At 40.8% G+C, this 18232-nt stretch carries 16 protein-coding genes and 1 pseudogene; 7 read left to right on the plus strand and 10 right to left on the minus strand.

Annotation, left to right across the window (positions count from 1 at the left end; genetic code table 11):
* Positions 1–13 precede the first annotated feature (13 nt).
* The 5 genes and pseudogenes from ACXAFE_RS17190 (at position 14) to ACXAFE_RS17210 (ending at position 3593) form a co-directional block, all read left to right on the plus strand.
* Complete coding sequence (locus ACXAFE_RS17190; RefSeq protein ID WP_475155407.1) at positions 14–1522, plus strand: curlin; 1509 nt, start codon at positions 14–16, stop codon at positions 1520–1522.
* Positions 1523–1555: 33 nt separating this feature from the next.
* Positions 1556–1951 carry a CsgE family curli-type amyloid fiber assembly protein gene (locus tag ACXAFE_RS17195; protein WP_475155412.1) on the plus strand — a complete coding sequence of 132 codons (396 nt, stop codon included), beginning with the start codon at positions 1556–1558 and terminating at the stop codon, positions 1949–1951.
* Between the two features lie 8 nt (positions 1952–1959).
* Positions 1960–2382, plus strand: a complete 423-nt coding sequence (locus tag ACXAFE_RS17200; RefSeq protein ID WP_475155415.1) for a curli assembly protein CsgF — start codon at positions 1960–1962, stop codon at positions 2380–2382.
* Positions 2379–3149: pseudogene (locus tag ACXAFE_RS17205) on the plus strand (CsgG/HfaB family protein); the annotation flags it as partial. The gene ACXAFE_RS17200 and the pseudogene ACXAFE_RS17205, both read left to right, overlap by 4 nt.
* 120 nt (positions 3150–3269) lie before the next feature.
* A complete protein-coding gene (locus ACXAFE_RS17210) occupies positions 3270–3593 on the plus strand; it encodes an OmpA family protein (RefSeq protein WP_475157764.1) in 324 nt (107 codons plus the stop codon).
* Positions 3594–3683: 90 nt separating this feature from the next.
* On the opposite strand, the gene ACXAFE_RS17215 is transcribed toward ACXAFE_RS17210, so the two are convergent.
* The 9 genes from ACXAFE_RS17215 to ACXAFE_RS17255 form a co-directional block, all read right to left on the minus strand.
* Entirely contained in the window at positions 3684–4361 is a 678-nt protein-coding gene (locus ACXAFE_RS17215; protein ID WP_475155422.1) for a hypothetical protein, read from the minus strand.
* Between the two features lie 185 nt (positions 4362–4546).
* Entirely contained in the window at positions 4547–5245 is a 699-nt protein-coding gene (locus tag ACXAFE_RS17220) for a helix-turn-helix transcriptional regulator (protein WP_475155427.1), read from the minus strand.
* A gap of 397 nt (positions 5246–5642) precedes the next feature.
* The gene (locus ACXAFE_RS17225; RefSeq protein WP_475155433.1) at positions 5643–8405 is read right to left on the minus strand and encodes a tetratricopeptide repeat-containing sensor histidine kinase; all 2763 of its coding nucleotides are present in this window, start codon (positions 8403–8405) and stop codon (positions 5643–5645) included.
* A 151-nt stretch (positions 8406–8556) separates the two neighbouring features.
* Positions 8557–10512, minus strand: a complete 1956-nt coding sequence (locus ACXAFE_RS17230; RefSeq protein WP_475155439.1) for a methyl-accepting chemotaxis protein — start codon at positions 10510–10512, stop codon at positions 8557–8559.
* A 337-nt stretch (positions 10513–10849) separates the two neighbouring features.
* The gene (nth, locus tag ACXAFE_RS17235) at positions 10850–11518 is read right to left on the minus strand and encodes an endonuclease III (RefSeq protein ID WP_475155441.1); all 669 of its coding nucleotides are present in this window, start codon (positions 11516–11518) and stop codon (positions 10850–10852) included.
* 344 nt (positions 11519–11862) lie between these two features.
* Complete coding sequence (locus tag ACXAFE_RS17240; RefSeq protein ID WP_475155442.1) at positions 11863–12216, minus strand: GFA family protein; 354 nt, start codon at positions 12214–12216, stop codon at positions 11863–11865.
* Between the two features lie 118 nt (positions 12217–12334).
* The gene (locus ACXAFE_RS17245; RefSeq protein WP_475155445.1) at positions 12335–12802 is read right to left on the minus strand and encodes an N-acetyltransferase family protein; all 468 of its coding nucleotides are present in this window, start codon (positions 12800–12802) and stop codon (positions 12335–12337) included.
* A 6-nt stretch (positions 12803–12808) separates the two neighbouring features.
* Positions 12809–13222 carry a hypothetical protein gene (locus tag ACXAFE_RS17250; protein ID WP_475155447.1) on the minus strand — a complete coding sequence of 138 codons (414 nt, stop codon included), beginning with the start codon at positions 13220–13222 and terminating at the stop codon, positions 12809–12811.
* A 39-nt stretch (positions 13223–13261) separates the two neighbouring features.
* On the minus strand, positions 13262–13888 hold the full coding sequence (locus ACXAFE_RS17255) for a hypothetical protein (protein WP_475155449.1): 627 nt from the start codon (positions 13886–13888) through the stop codon (positions 13262–13264).
* 172 nt (positions 13889–14060) lie between these two features.
* Between ACXAFE_RS17255 and ACXAFE_RS17260 the strand changes: the two genes are divergently transcribed.
* A complete protein-coding gene (locus ACXAFE_RS17260; protein ID WP_475155452.1) occupies positions 14061–14963 on the plus strand; it encodes a LysR substrate-binding domain-containing protein in 903 nt (300 codons plus the stop codon).
* A gap of 487 nt (positions 14964–15450) precedes the next feature.
* Positions 15451–17721, plus strand: coding sequence for a tetratricopeptide repeat protein (locus ACXAFE_RS17265; RefSeq protein ID WP_475155453.1), 2271 nt, complete (start codon positions 15451–15453; stop codon positions 17719–17721).
* Positions 17722–17859: 138 nt separating this feature from the next.
* Here ACXAFE_RS17265 and ACXAFE_RS17270 read toward each other — a convergent pair whose 3' ends face one another.
* Positions 17860–18195 (minus strand): zinc ribbon domain-containing protein YjdM, encoded by a 336-nt coding sequence (locus ACXAFE_RS17270; protein WP_475155456.1) that lies wholly within the window; start codon positions 18193–18195, stop codon positions 17860–17862.
* Positions 18196–18232: the final 37 nt, after the last annotated feature.

Here is an 18232-nt window from a genome sequence, read left to right on the forward strand (position 1 = left end):
CAGGAGATACTCCGTGAATAAGAATAAATCTTTATTAGCCTTAGCTGTAGCACTGGCTGTTGGCTCTACTTCGGCAATGGCAAGTACAAAAGACGACAGTAAATCGGTTAAAGCAAATAACACAGTGCAAAATGTCGCAAACACTATGGTTGTAAACCAAACATCTGAAACCGGTGCGGCATTTGGTAACGATTTAGTTGCACTGCAAGAAGGTGATTTGAACTACCTTAAAACTGAAACGCAAGGTAGCGCGAACAGCACACAAACCACACAAGTGGGCACTTCTAATATGTTGCTGCTAAACACACAAGGTAATGACAACCTTGAATCGTACGACCAAAACGGCTCATCACACATTGCGCTAACTGAGCTAACAGGTGACGCAAACCAAATTACGGTTAATCAGTCTGGTGCTGACTTTTTTGGTATTTCTAATGAAGCGGTAAACATTGTGACAGGTGATAATAACGATATCACAATTGAGCAAGGTGACGGCGGTCATTGGGCTTACAACCAAGCAATGGAAGGCAACGACAATACGGTTTACATTAATCAGTCGGGCGTGTGGAATGAAACTAATCTAGAAAGCGTGCAAGGCGATGTAAACAATATTGAAGTTGAACAGTCTGGCTTTTGGAATGTGCTTGGCGTTCAAGAATTGGTTGGTCACAATAACGAGCTAAGTGTTAATCAACAAGGCGATGTGCAGCGCGTTGCAATTGGCTCAGTTACTGGCGACGATAACGACATCAGCATTGTACAGGAAGGTGCTGAGAATGATTTCACAGCAGCCATTGTTGAAGGTTCAGATAACACTGTTTCAATCGACCAAGAAGGCACAGGCAACAAGTTTGATAGCACTTACATTATTGGTTCTGATAACGAATTAATCGTTGAACAAAATGGTGACGGCAACGAATCAAGCAGTGACATTGTTGGCGACAACAATGATTTCCAAGTAACACAACTTGGCAATGACAATAGCTCATATGTTGGCGCAATTGGCGATAACAACGAACTAATCGTACACCAAGACGGTGATGCTAACGCAAGTCACCTAGCACATTTCAATGGTAGCGATAACGACGTTAACATCACGCAAGTGGGTAACGAAAATAGCAGCTATGTTCAGTCGTCTTACCCTGATCAATCACTTACTAGCTACAACAACGACATTAACGTGCAGCAGCTAGGTAATCAAAACGAATCAGCGGTGACATTTAGCACAGCGGTAGACAGCAATGATAATACCCTTGATATTGCCCAAAACGGTGAAATTAACTCGCTTGACCTACTAATTGAAGGCAGCGGTAACACGCTTAATATCGCGCAAACAGGTAACTACAATATGATTGGCGGTATGGGTACCGGCGGATTTGTAGTGCAAGGATCTGATGTTGAACTATCAATTTCACAAGTTGGCGACGGCAACTTAGTGGATGGTGGTATTTACAGTGCATCAGGTAGCGTAACTGTAACGCAAACAGGTGATTACAACACTGCAACGATTATTCAGCAGTAACAAAATGGTAGGGCCGCCCGCGGCCCTTTTCTAATGTATTCAATTATAAAACTAATCATAACGCTAACGCTTTTGGGCGCCTCGTTTAGCCCTCAAGCAAATGGCGAAGATATTGAAATTAGCGGCCTGTTACTCGACAGAACATTGAGTCGCTCGGGTAAAGAGTTTTACCACACGTACAGTTTGTTATGGCAAGACATGCCAAGCACTACTGGCATTAATGTCGTAATAAAAGAAGCGGTTGTACCGCGCGCTGGTACTAAATTGTTTGTTGAAGTTAATAGCAAAGCAATTTATGCCACTTACATGGGTCGTCGTATCGAGCCGGTAAAAGATAAAGTAGAACAAGCGATTTTCGCGACAATTGACGCAATCGCCAAGTCTAAGTTTTCTGAGCAAAGTGAAGACTTAGCAAGTAGTGGATGGTAACCATAAAAATGATAAATAAAATAATAGTAAGCAGCGTTTTATTGGTATTTTCAAGCTCTGTTGTCAGCACCGAGTTGGTGTATACGCCGGTTAATCCAAGTTTTGGTGGCAGTCCGCTCAATGGCGCGATGCTGCTAAATAAAGCACAATCACAAAACAAACACCGTGCGCCCATCAACGAAAAAACCTACGCCGAAAAATTTCAAGAATCATTAGAGCGTTCTTATATTAACCGCATGGTGCGCGAAATCACCGATCTCGCGTTTGGTGAAGGTGTAGAAGACAGCATGTTCAATCAAGACTCCATTTTCACCAGCGGTGACTATGAAATTCAAATCTTAACCAGTGGTAGCGACACCATCACGGTGCAAATCACCAATATGGTTACGGGCGAAGTAGTGGTTGTTGAAGTACCGAGGTTTGGCGAATGATTTGGCGTGTATTTATTAGTATTGTGTTGGTGTTATTAGCAGGTTGCAGCACCATCAAAAAAACCTTACCACCCGAGCTTGAGGTGGCACAGCAGCTTGCTCAAACAAAAACCTTTAGTGAGCTGAGTGGTCTTCCGGCGCCCGCTGGCAGCATTCCTGTATCGGTTTATTCTTTTCGCGACCAAACCGGACAATACAAACCGCAAACCAATGTCAGTTCATTTTCTACCGCAGTAACGCAAGGGGCGAACTCGATTTTAGTGCAAGCACTGCATGAATCAGACTGGTTTATTCCGGTTGAGCGTGAAGGTCTGCAAAACATTCTCACTGAACGAAAAATTGTGCGTGCTGCGCTATCGAACAAAGAAGATGAAGCTTCCCAATTACCGCCACTTACCACAGCAAAAATTATTCTTGAAGGCGGTGTGATTAGCTATGACTCAAATGTAAAAACCGGTGGTTTAGGTGCCGAATATTTTGGTATTGGTGCATCTGAGTTATATCGCGAAGACATTATTTCAATTTACCTGCGCGCGGTTGATGTACGTACCGGGCAAGTGTTGCTTTCCGTTGCGACCACCAAAAAGGTACTCAGCGTAGAAATGCGTGCGGGCTTTTTCCGTTATGTAAGCTACAAACGTTTAGCCGAAGCGGAAGCGGGCTTTAGTGAAAACGAACCTATGCATATTTGTGTCAAGCAGGCGATAGAAAAAGCACTCTCTGAATTGGTACATAAAGGTATTGATAAAGGGGTGTGGACTACTAAACAGCAAAGCATTGCCCTTGCTAAAGCCCGTCAGCAAAAACAGCTGCAACTTGCCGCGTTAAAAGCAAAACAACAAAAAGTACAAAGTGCGAAACGTAACGTCGCACCAAGCATTTCATTTATGGTGCAATTTAGAACGGCTACTGCTGAAATCGAGCCGCTATATAATACCCAATTAGAACAAGTATTGGCATTATTATCACAGCAAAAATCAGCTCATGTTGAACTGTTTGGTTACGCAGACAAACGTGGTAACGACCAGAACAATCATGCGCTCTCGCTTGCTCGTTCAAATGCCATCGCCAACTACCTCATTACTAACGGCATTGCCAAAGAGCGCGTAAGTATTATGGCCCGTGGCGATGATGATGCCCAGTACGACACAGCAGATAACGAAGGTTTGTTTTTCGACAGACGCGTAATTATTAATTTAAAGTCGAGCTAATTTAGCGAGGCGCAAATTAACACGCATCATGCCGACTGAAACAAGGCAAAAAGTCGGCATGATTACTTTTTTACTTAAGCTAAATACGCGCTAGTTGGAATAACCAAAAACCGATTCGAAACGTTCACCTTCGTTTAACCTCTCGATGCCTTTGTAAAACGTTTTTGGGTTTACGCTCTCAAATGCAACTCGTGATGCTTGATAAGCCCATGTATCGCTTGGCGAAAAATCGGATAACATTGTCACTTTTTCTACTACAGCTTTATCAAGCGCAATATTTTCTAACTTTAGGGCAGACCTGTAATCAACATATGTGCCAGCCCCTTCCAGCAACCATGGTTTTATTTTGAACGTTTGAGTAATAAAATTTGCGCGATAAAACACTTCTGCATGAGATGTTTCATGGGCGATAACATCGACATTGATGCCTTTAGGACCAATAAAAACACACTCTCGTGTTAATGAACTCCTGGCCATGCCTGTTGGGTTAAAGCCAAATTGAGCACTCTTTTTTGTCACTATATAACGAGGTGTTGAACTCATATCACCAAAAGCTGTACTCACCCTTTCTTTCGCTTTATCAACAAAGGTTATCAGGGATTCTCGTTCTGTTTGACTTAATGTTGCATCGACATAAATTTCCGCATCAATTTGCTCAAACCCAAGCAGCGGCGCTGCTTCGCATGCAATCCCATGCTTATTGTAAAAAAGCATAGATGAAAGCAGTAAAATACCTGTAACGGTCATCGCTAGTTTAAATAACCTCATCTAATTTCCCGTTGAAGCCCTTTTTTGTTTTACATATAAGATTCGAATCATAAAGCTAGTGTATAACTAAAGACACGGGCATAAAAAATCCGATGTTGTTAGCTCATCGGATTTTGCTTTTTTTGTATTAAATGTCAATCGCTTAACCGATTAATATCGCTAATCCAAAACGCTATTTATTGGATTTAACTTTGGTGACTAATATCAATGCCGCTTTTAACCAGCGAAGGCAAAAACTGTTGTGCCCAGTTAACCAATTCAATGCGGTTTCGCGCTTTAGTTTTGCGAAACGCACTGTAAAGGTGGGTTTTGACCGTATGATCACTAATATGCAGCTGCTCAGCAACGTCTTTATTTTGTGCGCCTTGCGACACCAAGCGAATAATGGTGCGTTCGCGGTTGGTAAGCTTGTCTAACGCCTCATTGTGCCCGTTACTATCTTGCCGTTGTAACTGTAGCGCCAACAGATTTGAAAAAGCATCACAAATTGCACCACGTTGAAACCACAACTCGCTATTCAGTACTTTTTGTAAACCTTTAAACAAGACATCGGGTGTGTCGTTTTGGTAAAAAACGCCTTTAACATTAGCAAGCAGTAGTAATTGTTCGCAAATATTATCTTTATGCGCGTCATAAATCACTACTTTATGGCGGCGCGCCAAATTAATCAGAGCACTGGGTAACATATCATTCCACGGCGCATCTTTAGCGCAAATTAAATACAGCTCTGCACTATCAGTTGATTCGATTGTTGCGGGGAACAGCGACTCTACCTTTACGTTTAAGCACAATGTTTCGAGTACTTTAAGTAGAATTTCCGTTGTGTTTTGTTGTTGCGTATTAGCTGCAACTTGTAAATAAACTTGAGATTTCGTCCTTGTCACTTATAACGTCCTTTAGTTAATTGTCATAAGAATGCCATCTCCAGATTATGTGATTTTACACAGCAAGTAAAACAATAAGTTATAACAATATGTAATTAAAACGGGTACTAAAATTCTTTTCATATTGAGGTAAATTAGCAACTTTATACTAGGAAAGCGTAAGGCATAAAACGCAATTAAACGTTAGTTGTAAATTGTCTATATTTAAACGTATTTAATGACGCTTACAAATGATAAAGGCACTTCACTAACTTAGATTTAAATGGTTGATAAATATAACCTTAGTTAATTACTTTTGTCTTGAAAAGCTGGCATTCTCTCGTTTCATTTTGCACTTAAGGCAGGCAATAAAGACGTCCAGATATCATTAATTCTGAACACCTAGCCAGTTAAATTTTTAACTTTCAATAGAGGGTAACTTTATTTTATAACCGAGCCCTTTGCTTGCATCGCGGTAACACTCAATACTGCCATTAAGGTCTTGGGTTACGTTATTGTAGGCAATGTGCAAACCAAGTCCTGCATATCCGCACTGCCGTTTTCGTGTATAGAAAGGCTCAAATATCCGTTTTTCATCGCCAACCTGAATGTTTTTACCGTTATCATAAAAATTTATTTCAGCACCTGAGCCTACTTTAGATAGTTCACAGGTTATTTCTACATACGGTACCTCAGCATGCAGTAACGCATTTTCTACTAGAATATTAAATACTTGCGCTAATGTTGCCGTAAAACTAACTAACTCCACATCACCACTGATGGTTAAGTTGGCAGTTTCGGGGTCACGTTGCAACGTGTTTAACGCCACTTTAAAGCTTTCTAATAGTAGGGTCGCAAGGTTTATCACAGTCGGCTTTTGTGCGCTATTTTTACCGGCAAGTAGTTTAAAGCGCTCTACCAGTTCGCCCGCCTTACCAACCCCACTTTCAATCAATTCGCTACTGTTATTTACATCATTTAAGAAACTCTCAAACGCTTGGCTTGATAAGGTTTTACTTTTAAATTGCGACTCTGTGGTCACTGTTTGCATTTTAAGATGGCTTACTGCGGTGATCGCAGTGCCGAGCGGCGTATTTATTTCATGGGCAAGCCCCGCAACCATACTGCCTAGTGCTGCGTGTTTTTCGGCTTCAATAATATACTCTTGAGCAACTTCTAATTTTTCAATTGTATGCATCAATTGCTGATTCATAGTTGCAAGTTCAGTCGTTCTTTGAGCAACGCGCTGCTCAAGCTCGCTGTTTAACTCTAATAGCGCAACTTCTTGTTGCTTTAGTTTGGTAATATCTCGTTGCGTTCCGGTAATGCGCAATGCTTTACCATGCTCATCGGTATCAACTACTTTCCCCCTATCAAGCAGCCAGCGCCATTCACCTTGTTTGTCTAGCACCCGATAACTCGCTTCAAAAAACGGCGTTTTATTGCGAATATGGGCGTCAAACGCATCGGTAAGTGATGAATAGTCGTCGGGGTGCACAAATTCTTTCAGTGCTTTTGCATCAAGCCCGGATGCATTTGATGAAAAGCGCGAGTAAGTCGGTAAGTTTTCGCGCGTAATTTCGCCACTAGTTAAGTCCCAGTCCCAGAGCGTATCGCCGCTGCCCCAAAGTGCGAGGTTGAGTCTTCGCTCGCTTTCTTCTAATGCTTTGCGCGCTTCGATCTCTACTTTTATACGATTATGCTGCTGCACTTTTCGATAAATTAACCAGCTAATAATAAAAACAACAACCAGGGTAAAAGCGCTCCAGTTTCGGTGTGTTTCTACCCGCTCTAACTCGGCCTGCTTTAATTTACCCTCTTGCTGAGCAAACTTTAGTTTTTGCTGGGCGTTAAATAATTGATTTTCTACAATTAAGGATTCAAGTCGCTGTTGGCTTTGCTTATCGAATAAGGCCGATTTTAACCCTTGATAGACAATCAATGCGTTAAGTGCTTTTTGGTAATTTTGCTGTTGTTTTAACGCGTTCACTAAGCCCTCATAGGCGGCAAAAGTCACGACATTTTTTTGCACAGCCTGACTTAATTCAATCGCTTGTTGATAGCTATTTTCAGCTTTTACAAAATCGCCTTGCGCGAAGTAAATATCGCCATATTCAACCCATGCTTCCGATATACGTGCTTTTGAATTTCGTTTTTGGTAAATCGCCATGGCATTATCTAGATGCGTTAACGCTTGCTCTAACTGTTTGTTTTGTTTAGCTATGCGCGCTCGATATAAATAAGTAGAACCAAGTAACATGGTATTATTAAGCTTTACCGCAAGGGCTTGTGCTTCATCTAAGTAGCGCTGCGCCTGTACTTTATCACCTTTTAGTCGATACGTTTCGCCCAAGTTATTGTAGGAATAAACCATGCCACGCTGATAACCAATTTTTTCTTTTAGATTGAGCGATCGTTTGTGTAAGTTAATCGCTTCATCATAGCGGCCTAAGTCTTTATAGATAATTGCGGTGTTGTTATAGGTAATAGCAACTCGCCTTTCAGCCTGGGTACCCTCTAATGCTTTGAGTGATTTAAGCATATTTTCAAGGGCTTTATCGAAATCCCCAATTGAACGATACACCGAACCAAGGCGACCATAGCTCACAGCGAGCATGGTTTGATCTTTAATTGCCTTAAAAACAAATTGGCTTTTGTATAGCGCATCAAAGGTATTTTTGTAGTCATTTATCTGTAGATACGTATCTGCGAGGGTTTGATAAGCCTTACCAATATTTTTGTTATTACTATCTTTAGGGTAAAGTGCAATAATCATATTTAAATTATTTATTGCTTGTGTGTATTGTGTCGTTTCACTGCTTATTGCAGCGCGCACAAACAAGGCAATAGCCTGTGTGTCTGCTGATACAGAGCCCTTACTGATTATGGTAAATGCTTCAGTTAACATAGCGTTGGCTTTTTCAATTTCGCCTATAAATTGATTTGCCTGAGCGTAATAACTTAATACTTTAATTTTCTCTTCATTGCTAAACGCTTTTTGCGTTAACTTGTTGTCTTCTATATAACTTATGACTATTTTTGGACTGTTGATGGAATTCTTTTTAAGAAAATGGATCACTTCAGAAATATCGGCGTTATTTTTTGGCAGCGAAACCTCGTTGGCATGCACAAAAAACGCTAAGCAACACATAACAAAAAAACATAATACACAACGTGACATAGCATTAACCTACGGCTGATTCATCTAAAGTGTAGACCACTTTTTCACCCTATGATGTGCAGAAAGGTAAAGTATAGAGGTAGATTTACGGTTTTTTTAAACGGGAGATTAAAGCTTGGCAACAGTGTGTTTGCCAAGCTCAATAGGCGTATTACTTCACGTGAAAGCGATTTACCAAACTGCGTAAATCTTCCGATAATGCAACGAGTTGCTGAGAGCCTTCAGCGAGTTCATCGGCAGAGCCAGCGGTGTATTTTACCGAATCGCTAATACCTGTTATGTCGCGATTAATCTCATCAGCAGCGTCATACTGAGACTGCGCGGCATCTGAAATTTGTGAAATCAGTTGCTTAACTTTACTAACCGCACTACTAATGTCATCAAACGAGTTATGTGCTTTTTCTGCCTTTTCGATGGCGTCTTGTGAGCGCGTAACACTGCTTGCCATTTTATCTGACATCAAGCGGGTTTGTTCAATTAAGCTGTTGAGAACTTTATCGATTTCTTCGGTTGATTCGTGTGAACGTTTTGCCAGTGTACGTACTTCATCAGCAACCACCGCAAAGCCTCGCCCTTGCTCACCAGCACGCGCTGCTTCAATCGCCGCATTCAGTGCTAACAAGTTGGTTTGTTCTGCAATTCCACGGATCACATCAAGTATCTTGGTGATATTTTCACTTTCTTTTTCAAGTTGCGTCATGGCCTGTGATGATTCGCTTAACGAGTCGTTTAAACTAGTTACTTCATTCACCGCGAGCCTGACATCATTATTACCTTCATCAGCAAAGTTTTCTGCTTGCACAATATCACTCATAGCAATAGTGCAATCATCAGAGACTTGTTTTGCTACGTCAGCAAGTGATGCCGTGCCTCTTGCAGCTTCTTCACTGCTTCCCTCTTGCTCGTGACTTGCGTTCATAATCTCTGTGACTTTTGCGCCCGACACAGTGGCCGCATCATTTAGAATTTGTGATTTATGGTTTATATCTTTAACAAGATCGTTAATTGTTGATAGGAATTGATTAAACCATTTTGCTAACTGGCTAATTTCATCGTTGCCAATCACATCAAGGCGTTTCGATAAATCACCTTCACCTTGTGCTATTTCTTTAAGACCTTCAGAAACTTTTTCTATCGGATAAACAATGCGATTAGCCAAAATCACGCCAACCACTACAAATAGCGCAATCATTATCAATGCAATAATGCCAATAAATACCTTCATTTCTGATGCTGATTGCAGAATTTCATCTTGCTCGATGACAGCAACAAATCGCCAATTTAGCTCATCTGAAAAATAAGTGGTTGCTTCTAACGTGTTATTACTGGTTTCAATCGTAAATGATTTGCTTGATAGGTTATCCGCGAGCGATGTATAAATCGGTGACGACAATTCAGAAATGGCTTTAAAATTGTTATCAGCATTTTTGGGGTCAGCAAGCACAGTGCCCGAGCCATCAACCAAAATTAAATAGCCTGTTTCCCCAATATTAATGCTCGATACAATATCGGTCAGTGTGGCTAAGGTCACATCAAGGGATTGCACACCAACAAATTGACCATTGTCGTTATTAATCGCTTTGGCCACTGACACCATGGCTTGCCCTGTTACACCTTGATAAGGTTCGGTAATAACGGTTTTGCCTCTGGCGCTTTGTGCTAATTTATACCACGGGCGCTGACGCGGGTCATAATTTCCAAGTGGCTCTGCTGGGTATTGAATAAAGCCACCCTGCTCTGTGCCCAAATAAACAAACAGCAACTCTTGATGCGTTTTGCCAAAGGTTTCATACAGAGTAAAAATATCTGCCTCGCCGGCCACTGCTGCCAGCGGGTCCATCGACTTTTCAGCGCCCAGATATGTGGTGACATCTGTTGGCACATTTTTTACAACATTGGCCTGTGCTAAAAAGTCAGCATTATGTTTAACTTGTTGAAAAAATAGATTAAAGCCTTTCTCTACTTGGCGGATCTCAGCATGGGTGGTTGCTAAAAACCGAGTGAAACCATCACTTTTCGCCTGCGAGAGTGCGAGCATTGCGATTGCCAGAATAGGCACAATTACGGTGATGGCGAATCCCGCAATTAACTTGGTGCGCATTTTCATAATACTGCCTTTATTATTGTTTTGTATAACAGGTTACAAATTTAATATACCTATTTGGTATCGGTATTAACACTCAAAATGTTAACGATATTTACACCTAAATATAACATTCAATGAATAAATATTAGAGCATGCTGCTGCATTACGATTTATGTATTAGTAATACAGAATACGAATTGATATGAAGTACTGGGGAACTGCTTACCTTTATTGATATTTTAGTTTATGTTTTTAACAAAACAGAAAGAGTATAGTTTGCTTGTTTTAAATGAACTAAATGACAATAAGAGGAAATCGCTATTTACCTTCGGGGTAAAGCTACACTATTAAACAGACCTTAAGGTTTTTTAATCACTTTAGGATGCTTTCGATTAGGATAACATGTTGTGCAGATCGGGCATACTAAACCGTGGCATCCACGGGCAGTGCAAAACTCACGTCCATAATAGATAATTTGCAGATGCAAATCGTTCCAGCGCTCTTTCGGGAAAAGTCGTTTTAAATCTTTTTCGGTTTGCGCCACATTTTTACCATTGGTTAGCCCCCAACGTTGTGCAAGGCGGTGAATATGTGTATCGACTGGAAACGACGGTACACCAAATGCCTGCGCCATTACAACACCAGCTGTTTTATGGCCCACACCTGGCAGCGTTTCTAAAATAGTCATATCTTGTGGCACTTGCCCATTATGATTTGCAACAAGCATTTCAGACAGTACTTTAATGGCTTTGGACTTTTGCGGCGATAGCCCACAAGGTCTTATAATTGCTTGGATATCCTCAACCGTTTGCATTGCCATATCAAACGGGTTATCGGCTAGTTGCCATAGTTTTGGCGTGACTTGATTTACCCTTTCATCAGTACATTGCGCCGACAAAAGAACCGCAACTAATAAGGTATATGGATCGCTGTGGTCAAGCGGAATGGGAGGATTTGGGTAACGCTTTTCAAGTTCATCTAAAATAAACGCGACACGTTCAGCCTTTAATAAATTTTTTTGCGTCACAATGACAACATCCCTAACGGTCTAAAATAAAAGGGTAAAATACACTGCTTTGCAGCTAGCTTCCAGCGTAAGCAGTGCATTATATTGTCGCAATTTTCAGTTAAGCGATTATTTACAACATTGGTCGCCATAGTAATTGTTGGGGTAATTGCATACCTGCTTTGGTGTCGTTGCACCTGGCGTCAGTGCTTGTTTTAACGAATTGATTAATGTACTCATTTTGTTCTCCAGTGTTATCTAAGTAACAAGGCTATTATGAGCAACTCGCTGCTAACAATAAAATTAATTAATACGAAATTTACGTTCAGTTTTATCAATCGAATAAAACTCAACAACCCACTTTGCTACAATTCATTGCGACCATCAAAATAGGTAATTGTTAAATCACGCGGTTCAAGATTATCAACACACCCCAAGTTCAAACGATACTCGCCCGGCTGGTATAGGGTGTCGTGGAACGGATAAATGCCGCAGTGTTTACAAAAATAATGATGTACATCGTGATCACCCCAGTGATAGGTGTTCAAAGCATCTTTGCCAGAAATCAGTGTAAACTGCTGCGCGCTAAAACATTGTTTAGACATAATCGCATTTTTACGAATGCAAATTGAGCAATTACATTGCAACGCATCTTTAATAGGTGGACTTTCAAATTCAAATTGCACCGCTTTACAGTGACAACTACCTGTATATTTCATAATCGCATTCCTTTTATTTTTCACTGTATATCTGACCAGTTGAAATAGAAAGCGATTTATACAGATTAATGTGTATATGTTGTTGTAACGCGTTAATATGAAGCTGACTTTTGGTTGCTTATAACGCTTTATACATAATATGTTGCGGGCCAACAGGGCCACCTAAATAAAAGGATTCAGCCTCAGTAAAACCGCTTTTTTGATAGCATCGTTGTGCAATGTCATTTTTACAATTAACGGTTAGGTAAAGCCAATTATAATCGCCATAGTACTGTGTTAAATATTTAAGTAATGCAGCAATCGCCTGCTTACCTAAGCCATTTCCTTGTTGCTTTTCGTCAATTACAAACGATCTCAGCCCTAAACCGTCAGTTGGGCAAAAATCGTAATGCTTACTGTAATGGGTATCGAGCTTAAAAAAGCCAATGATCTCATCATCTTGTTTAATTACATGTAAATGCACCGCTGGATCGACTTCTTGAATAAACTCCTTAGCACTGCACGCAAACTTTAATTGCTCACTTGCCAATGTTACGTTGGCAAGTCGAATAACATGGGTTTGGTTTAACTTTTCAATCGAAACCATAGGGGCTTACTCTCCTCTACCGCTAAAAACCGCGCGGGTCCAGTTGCCGTTACTCTCAAGTTTAAAATGGGCATTTTCACGGTCAATGCATGTAGGCGTAACGCTAGTAAAATCAATATTGCTGCGTGGTGTTTCAAAATAATGTTCTACCTGATTGTCCTCGATAAAAACTAACAGAGTCACGCCATCATTGGTTTTGATACGAGTTAATTTTTCAACATCGAAGCTAAACCCTAACACCTTCTGGGCTCGCTGATTATCTGTGTATGGCGTAATAAAACAAACCCGCTGCCACGCCCCTTCAACGGTATTGGCTAAATTAAGCTGTTTAGCCGTGGAATCAAATTCGCGCTCAGGTGCTCCAAAATAACCACATGCAGCTAACATACAGGCAGCCAATGCACATACCCAATTTTTCAAAGTGATATCCTTATCAATATCGAAAAGTACTTTCACGTATTACAGTTCTGTCGAGAGGGTTACATTCTCTTTACGTGCAACTAATTTGCCCGTGTCGCGGTATTCTTTTAAACGTGAAAGCGCTTGCTGTGAACTCATTAACGCATAATCCACATAAAACTTAATTTGTTTAAATTCGCGCTCCACACCGTCTAAGTAACGTTCATTTAAATCGCTATCTGAGAATTCACTTAAATCGTCATGGCCTTCAAATATAAAGGTGTTCACCATATGTTTGGCTTCAGTATTACTGCGATTGGCAAGGTCGAGCGCGATTAACAGCTCAACAGGTAAGGTATTTAACTCCTCACGACTTTGTGAAAAACGCCATGCCCCTTGATCAACATTGAGCATTTTTAATACAAACTCAAACCTTTGCGATTCACCGGTTTCTTCCAGGTCGGCGACATAACGCTGCGACTTAATAATGTTATCGTTATAAGCAGTTGCAGCACTCTCTAATCGCTGTATGTTTTGCGTGAGTTCGTAAGCAATTTTACCCAATAACACTTCGGCTTGTTGTCGTTGTTGATAAGTGTTGTACCCAGCGTTAATGCCAAGTGCGACCAATACACCTAAGGTGATTACAATTAACTCAAACGCCACCTTGCTTATTATTTTTCTCACAGCGGTCATTTTACAACTCATTAAAATTTATGATTTTTTATTGTACCGTGTTTTTAAACTAAAGCCATGATTTGCTCAGGCAAGAAATAGAGACTGTAATTAAAAGGTTGAATACAATTCACCTTAAGCGTAAATTAATTGTGCTAGTCAATACGTTCACATGGTGTTTTCGATGAAACATAAATACCCGCCGCTTCATCTACTCAGTATTTTTGAAGCAGCGGCACGTCACCAAAACTTTAAAGCGGCCAGTAATGAGCTATGTATAACGCCCTCTGCGATAAGTCATCAAATAAAAGCCCTTGAGCAGCAATTAGGGTTTAGCTTGTTTCATCGCAAAAGCCGGGGAGTTGCGCTCAATAACGCGGGCGAGATGTATTTAAATTATGTGCAACAAGGGCTTGATTGCTTTGAACTAGGTACACGTAAAACCCGTAATCGCTTTTCATCACAAGCATTAAAAATCTCATGTTTTACAACCATGGCCAGTAGTATCATTATTCCAAACTTAGGTGATTTTCAAGCACAACACCCAGACATTGAACTCAGAATTGAAACAGGTAACCAAGTTGCTGATCTGCGCCACGATGATATTGACTTATCTATAAGGATCGGTAACGGGCAATGGCCCAATACTGTCAGCCAAAAACTAATAGACTTGTCTATTGCTGCTGTCTGTTCGCACACATTCCTAGCAACGCAAAAAGCAAGTAAATTGAGCGATGTTAATAAATTACCGCTAATAGACTTAGCTGATATGGAGGATATTTGGCAACAATGGGCTCGCGCTGTGAAGGTGGAGCTGACAAACACCAAACGAGTACTCACTTTTAGTCAATATGACTCTTCCATTAATGCCGCAAGCCAAGGTTTAGGTTTAGCATTAGCTATATTCCCTATAGAAAATAAAAAATTAGAAAACGGAACATTAGTAACACCTTTCAACGAGTTTGTGTCATTTGACCGTGGGTTATACGCTGTGTGTCGTGAAGAAGATGAGGGACGTGAAGAGATTAGGCATTTTATAAATTGGCTAAAAACATCTCCTGAGTTATATGGCACAACAAATAGATGAATGTAATTCACCATCATGATGAATATTATCCTTTTGTCACTGACAAATTTAGGCTCTAAAGTATTAACCATTCAAGCAAGTACTATGAGCCTATGCAATGTTTCAACTAATATTAATCAGTTACCGATTATTTGCCGCTATCGTTATTTTAATACCTTTAATAGTTAACCTAACTCTTAAAGGTGATGTGATTGCCTCATTTATATATGCCCCTTCAGTTACCTTACTCGCACTTGTTCTAGCCATATATTTTGATGGCAAAATTACTGATAAAATTAACCAGAAAATTACGCGTTCAGAGCACAACACATTAACCATTAAACTCATTCACGCACGATTATGTTTACTATTCACTCGCTTTACAAACAAACGAGGTTGTTATTAACATTACATAACTTTAGAACCGTTTAATTACCAACACTTTTGCCTTTGCGTTTACACCTACAACTTGTTATAAGATTGAAAAACAATAAAAAGACAATGGATTATGTTTAGGGCTTGGCTCGCTTTTTTTATTTTAAGTTACAGCGCATTTTGTACCTTTGCCTATGCGCTACCAACGCAAAAGCCGGAACAGGTTTGTGCTACATGCCACCAAAGCCAAGTTGCTGATTGGCAGACTTCACACCACTTTCATGCCATGGAAGTCGCAAGCGACTCGTCAATTTTAGGTAACTTTGACAACGCAAACTTAGCTTATAAAAACCAAACAGCACGCTTTTTCAAAAAAGACAGTGGCTTTTATATTGAAATGCCAAACCTTACTGGCGAATTAACAACTTACGCCGTGGCATATACCTTTGGCTATCATCCTTTGCAACAATATATGTTTGATTTTGGTAACGGTCATTACCAGTTTTTTCCATTTGCATGGGACAGCCGAAGTAAACAACATGGAGGTCAGCGCTGGTTTGTACTTCATCCACAGCAGAGTGAAACCGACGCCTTTCACTGGAGTCAAAAAGGGCAAAATTGGAACCATATGTGCGCCGATTGTCACTCTACTGACTTTCAAAAGAACTTCGACTTCAAAAGTAACACCTTTAACTCAACGTTTTCCGCTATTAATGTCAGCTGCAACGCATGTCACGGCGACAGTGAACAACACTTAAAGTGGGCGAGTGGTAATAACAAAATCAAAAACAAAGGCTTTACCCATGTTATTGGGCAAAAAACCCCGCTATTTCATAGCCAGGCTGATGGCACGATGAAAAGCGTATCGCCTTTAAAAGAATCCAAACAAGTTACTATGTGTGCCACCTGTCACGGCCGACGTTCAAATTTGGCTGACCGCCAAGGACCTCATGATTTTTTCAATGCATTTCAACCGGCATTAATAACCCCAGAACTCTACCAAGTCGATGGTCAAGTATGGGATGAAAATTATGTTTGGGGCTCATTTGTGCAAAGTAAAATGTACCAAGCAGGTGTCACCTGCACTAACTGCCATAACCCGCACAGTGGTAAGTTAAAACTTCAAGGTAATTTAACCTGCACTCAATGCCATGCAAGCACCACTTTTGATACACCAAAACATCATGGCCACACAACTAATGAAATTGGCAGCCAATGTGTAGATTGCCATATGCCCACCACGACTTACATGCAAGTTGATGCCCGTCGCGACCACAGTTTTAAAGTGCCAAGACCCGATTTAACGATTAAAACAGGTGTCAGTAATGCGTGTAATCAATGTCACCAAGATCAAACGGCAAGCTGGGCGGTTTCGCAAATTAAAACGTGGCACCCAAATAGTAAACATATTGGCAAAGCACACTTTGCCACCAGCTTTCACCGTGCCGACGAGCGTGCGCCAAACGCCGCTGAATTACTGACCCGTATCGCGCAAGATAAACAGTATTTGAGCATTGTTAGTGCCTCAGCACTCAATCGTATGCGCGATACTCCCGGTAATAACGCGTTAGTTGCGATTGCGCGGGCAGTAAAAGACCCATCGCCACTCAAACACATCGCCGCTATTAATGCTGCAACCCCCTATCCAGTGACCGACCGCTGGCGTCTTTTTAATGTTTTATTAGATTCAACTCACCACAGTGTACGTATTGAGGCAGCGCGCGCACTAGCCGGCATGTTGAACGCGCCCTTTCCAAATGAACTATCAGAGCAAGATAAGACGCGTTTAAACGCCGCACTAAACGATTACAAAAAAAGCCAAGAATTTAACGCGGAACGTGGATTTTCACACTCTAATTTAGCCTTGTTAGCGCTTGAGTTGGCAGAGCCTAAAGCCGCAGAAATGCACTATTTCGATGCGATAAACATTGAACCTATTTTTATGCCAGCGTATGTAAACCTTGCGGATTTATATCGCCAGCAAGGTGATGAATCAAAAGCGCAAAATATTCTTAAGCAGGCGCTCAGTGTCAATCATGAGGCAAGCGATGTTTTCTACGCATTAGCAATGAGCCAAATACGCAGCAATGAAAAGAAAAATGCACTTAAAAGCCTAGAAAATGCCACTCGGTTTGCCCCTGAAAATGCAAATTACTTATACACTTACGCGTTATTGCTGCAAGACCAAAAGAATATTCACCAAGCAATTCGTTATTTTGAAAAGGCCTATGCGATTACCCCGAAAAACCCAGATATTAGCTATAGCCTGACGCAAATTTACATTGCGTTAAACCAGTTTAAGCAAGCGTTATTTTATGCTGAAAACCTTGCGCGTCTAATGCCTAACGACCGACAAATAGCGCAAATGGTTAATCAGCTAAGAATGATGCAAGGGGTTAATTAACCTTCGAGCTCAAGCAAAGACTAATGGAAGAGTACCGTTAAATAGGCTTGCGAAAAATTGCTCAAACTAAATTGAAACGCTATAAAAAAACGGCAAGCTATTACGCCTGCCGTTTTTTATAAATTTGGTGAAACGCAATTATGCTTTTTTAACAAACTTCGCAGTTACCATCATTTCGCCAACACCATCTACTTTACAGTCAAGCTCGTGATCCTTTTTATCGAACACGCGACGAACTTGTGCTTTGGTGCCAATTTTAATCACTTGCGAACTGCCTTTGATTTTTAGGTCTTTAATTACGGTAACTTTATCACCTTCAACCAATAATGCGCCATTCGCATCTGTTACCTCGATAAGATCCTCTTTTGCTTGCTCCTCAGGATTCCACTCAAACGCGCATTCTGGACAAACAAGATTATCTTGATCTTGATATACATATTCTGATTTACAACTAGGACATGGAGGTAACGACATAACAACTCACTACTGCGAAAAAATTTGCGATATTTTA

It is taken from the genome of Pseudoalteromonas sp. ABV4_021, from assembly GCF_056159365.1.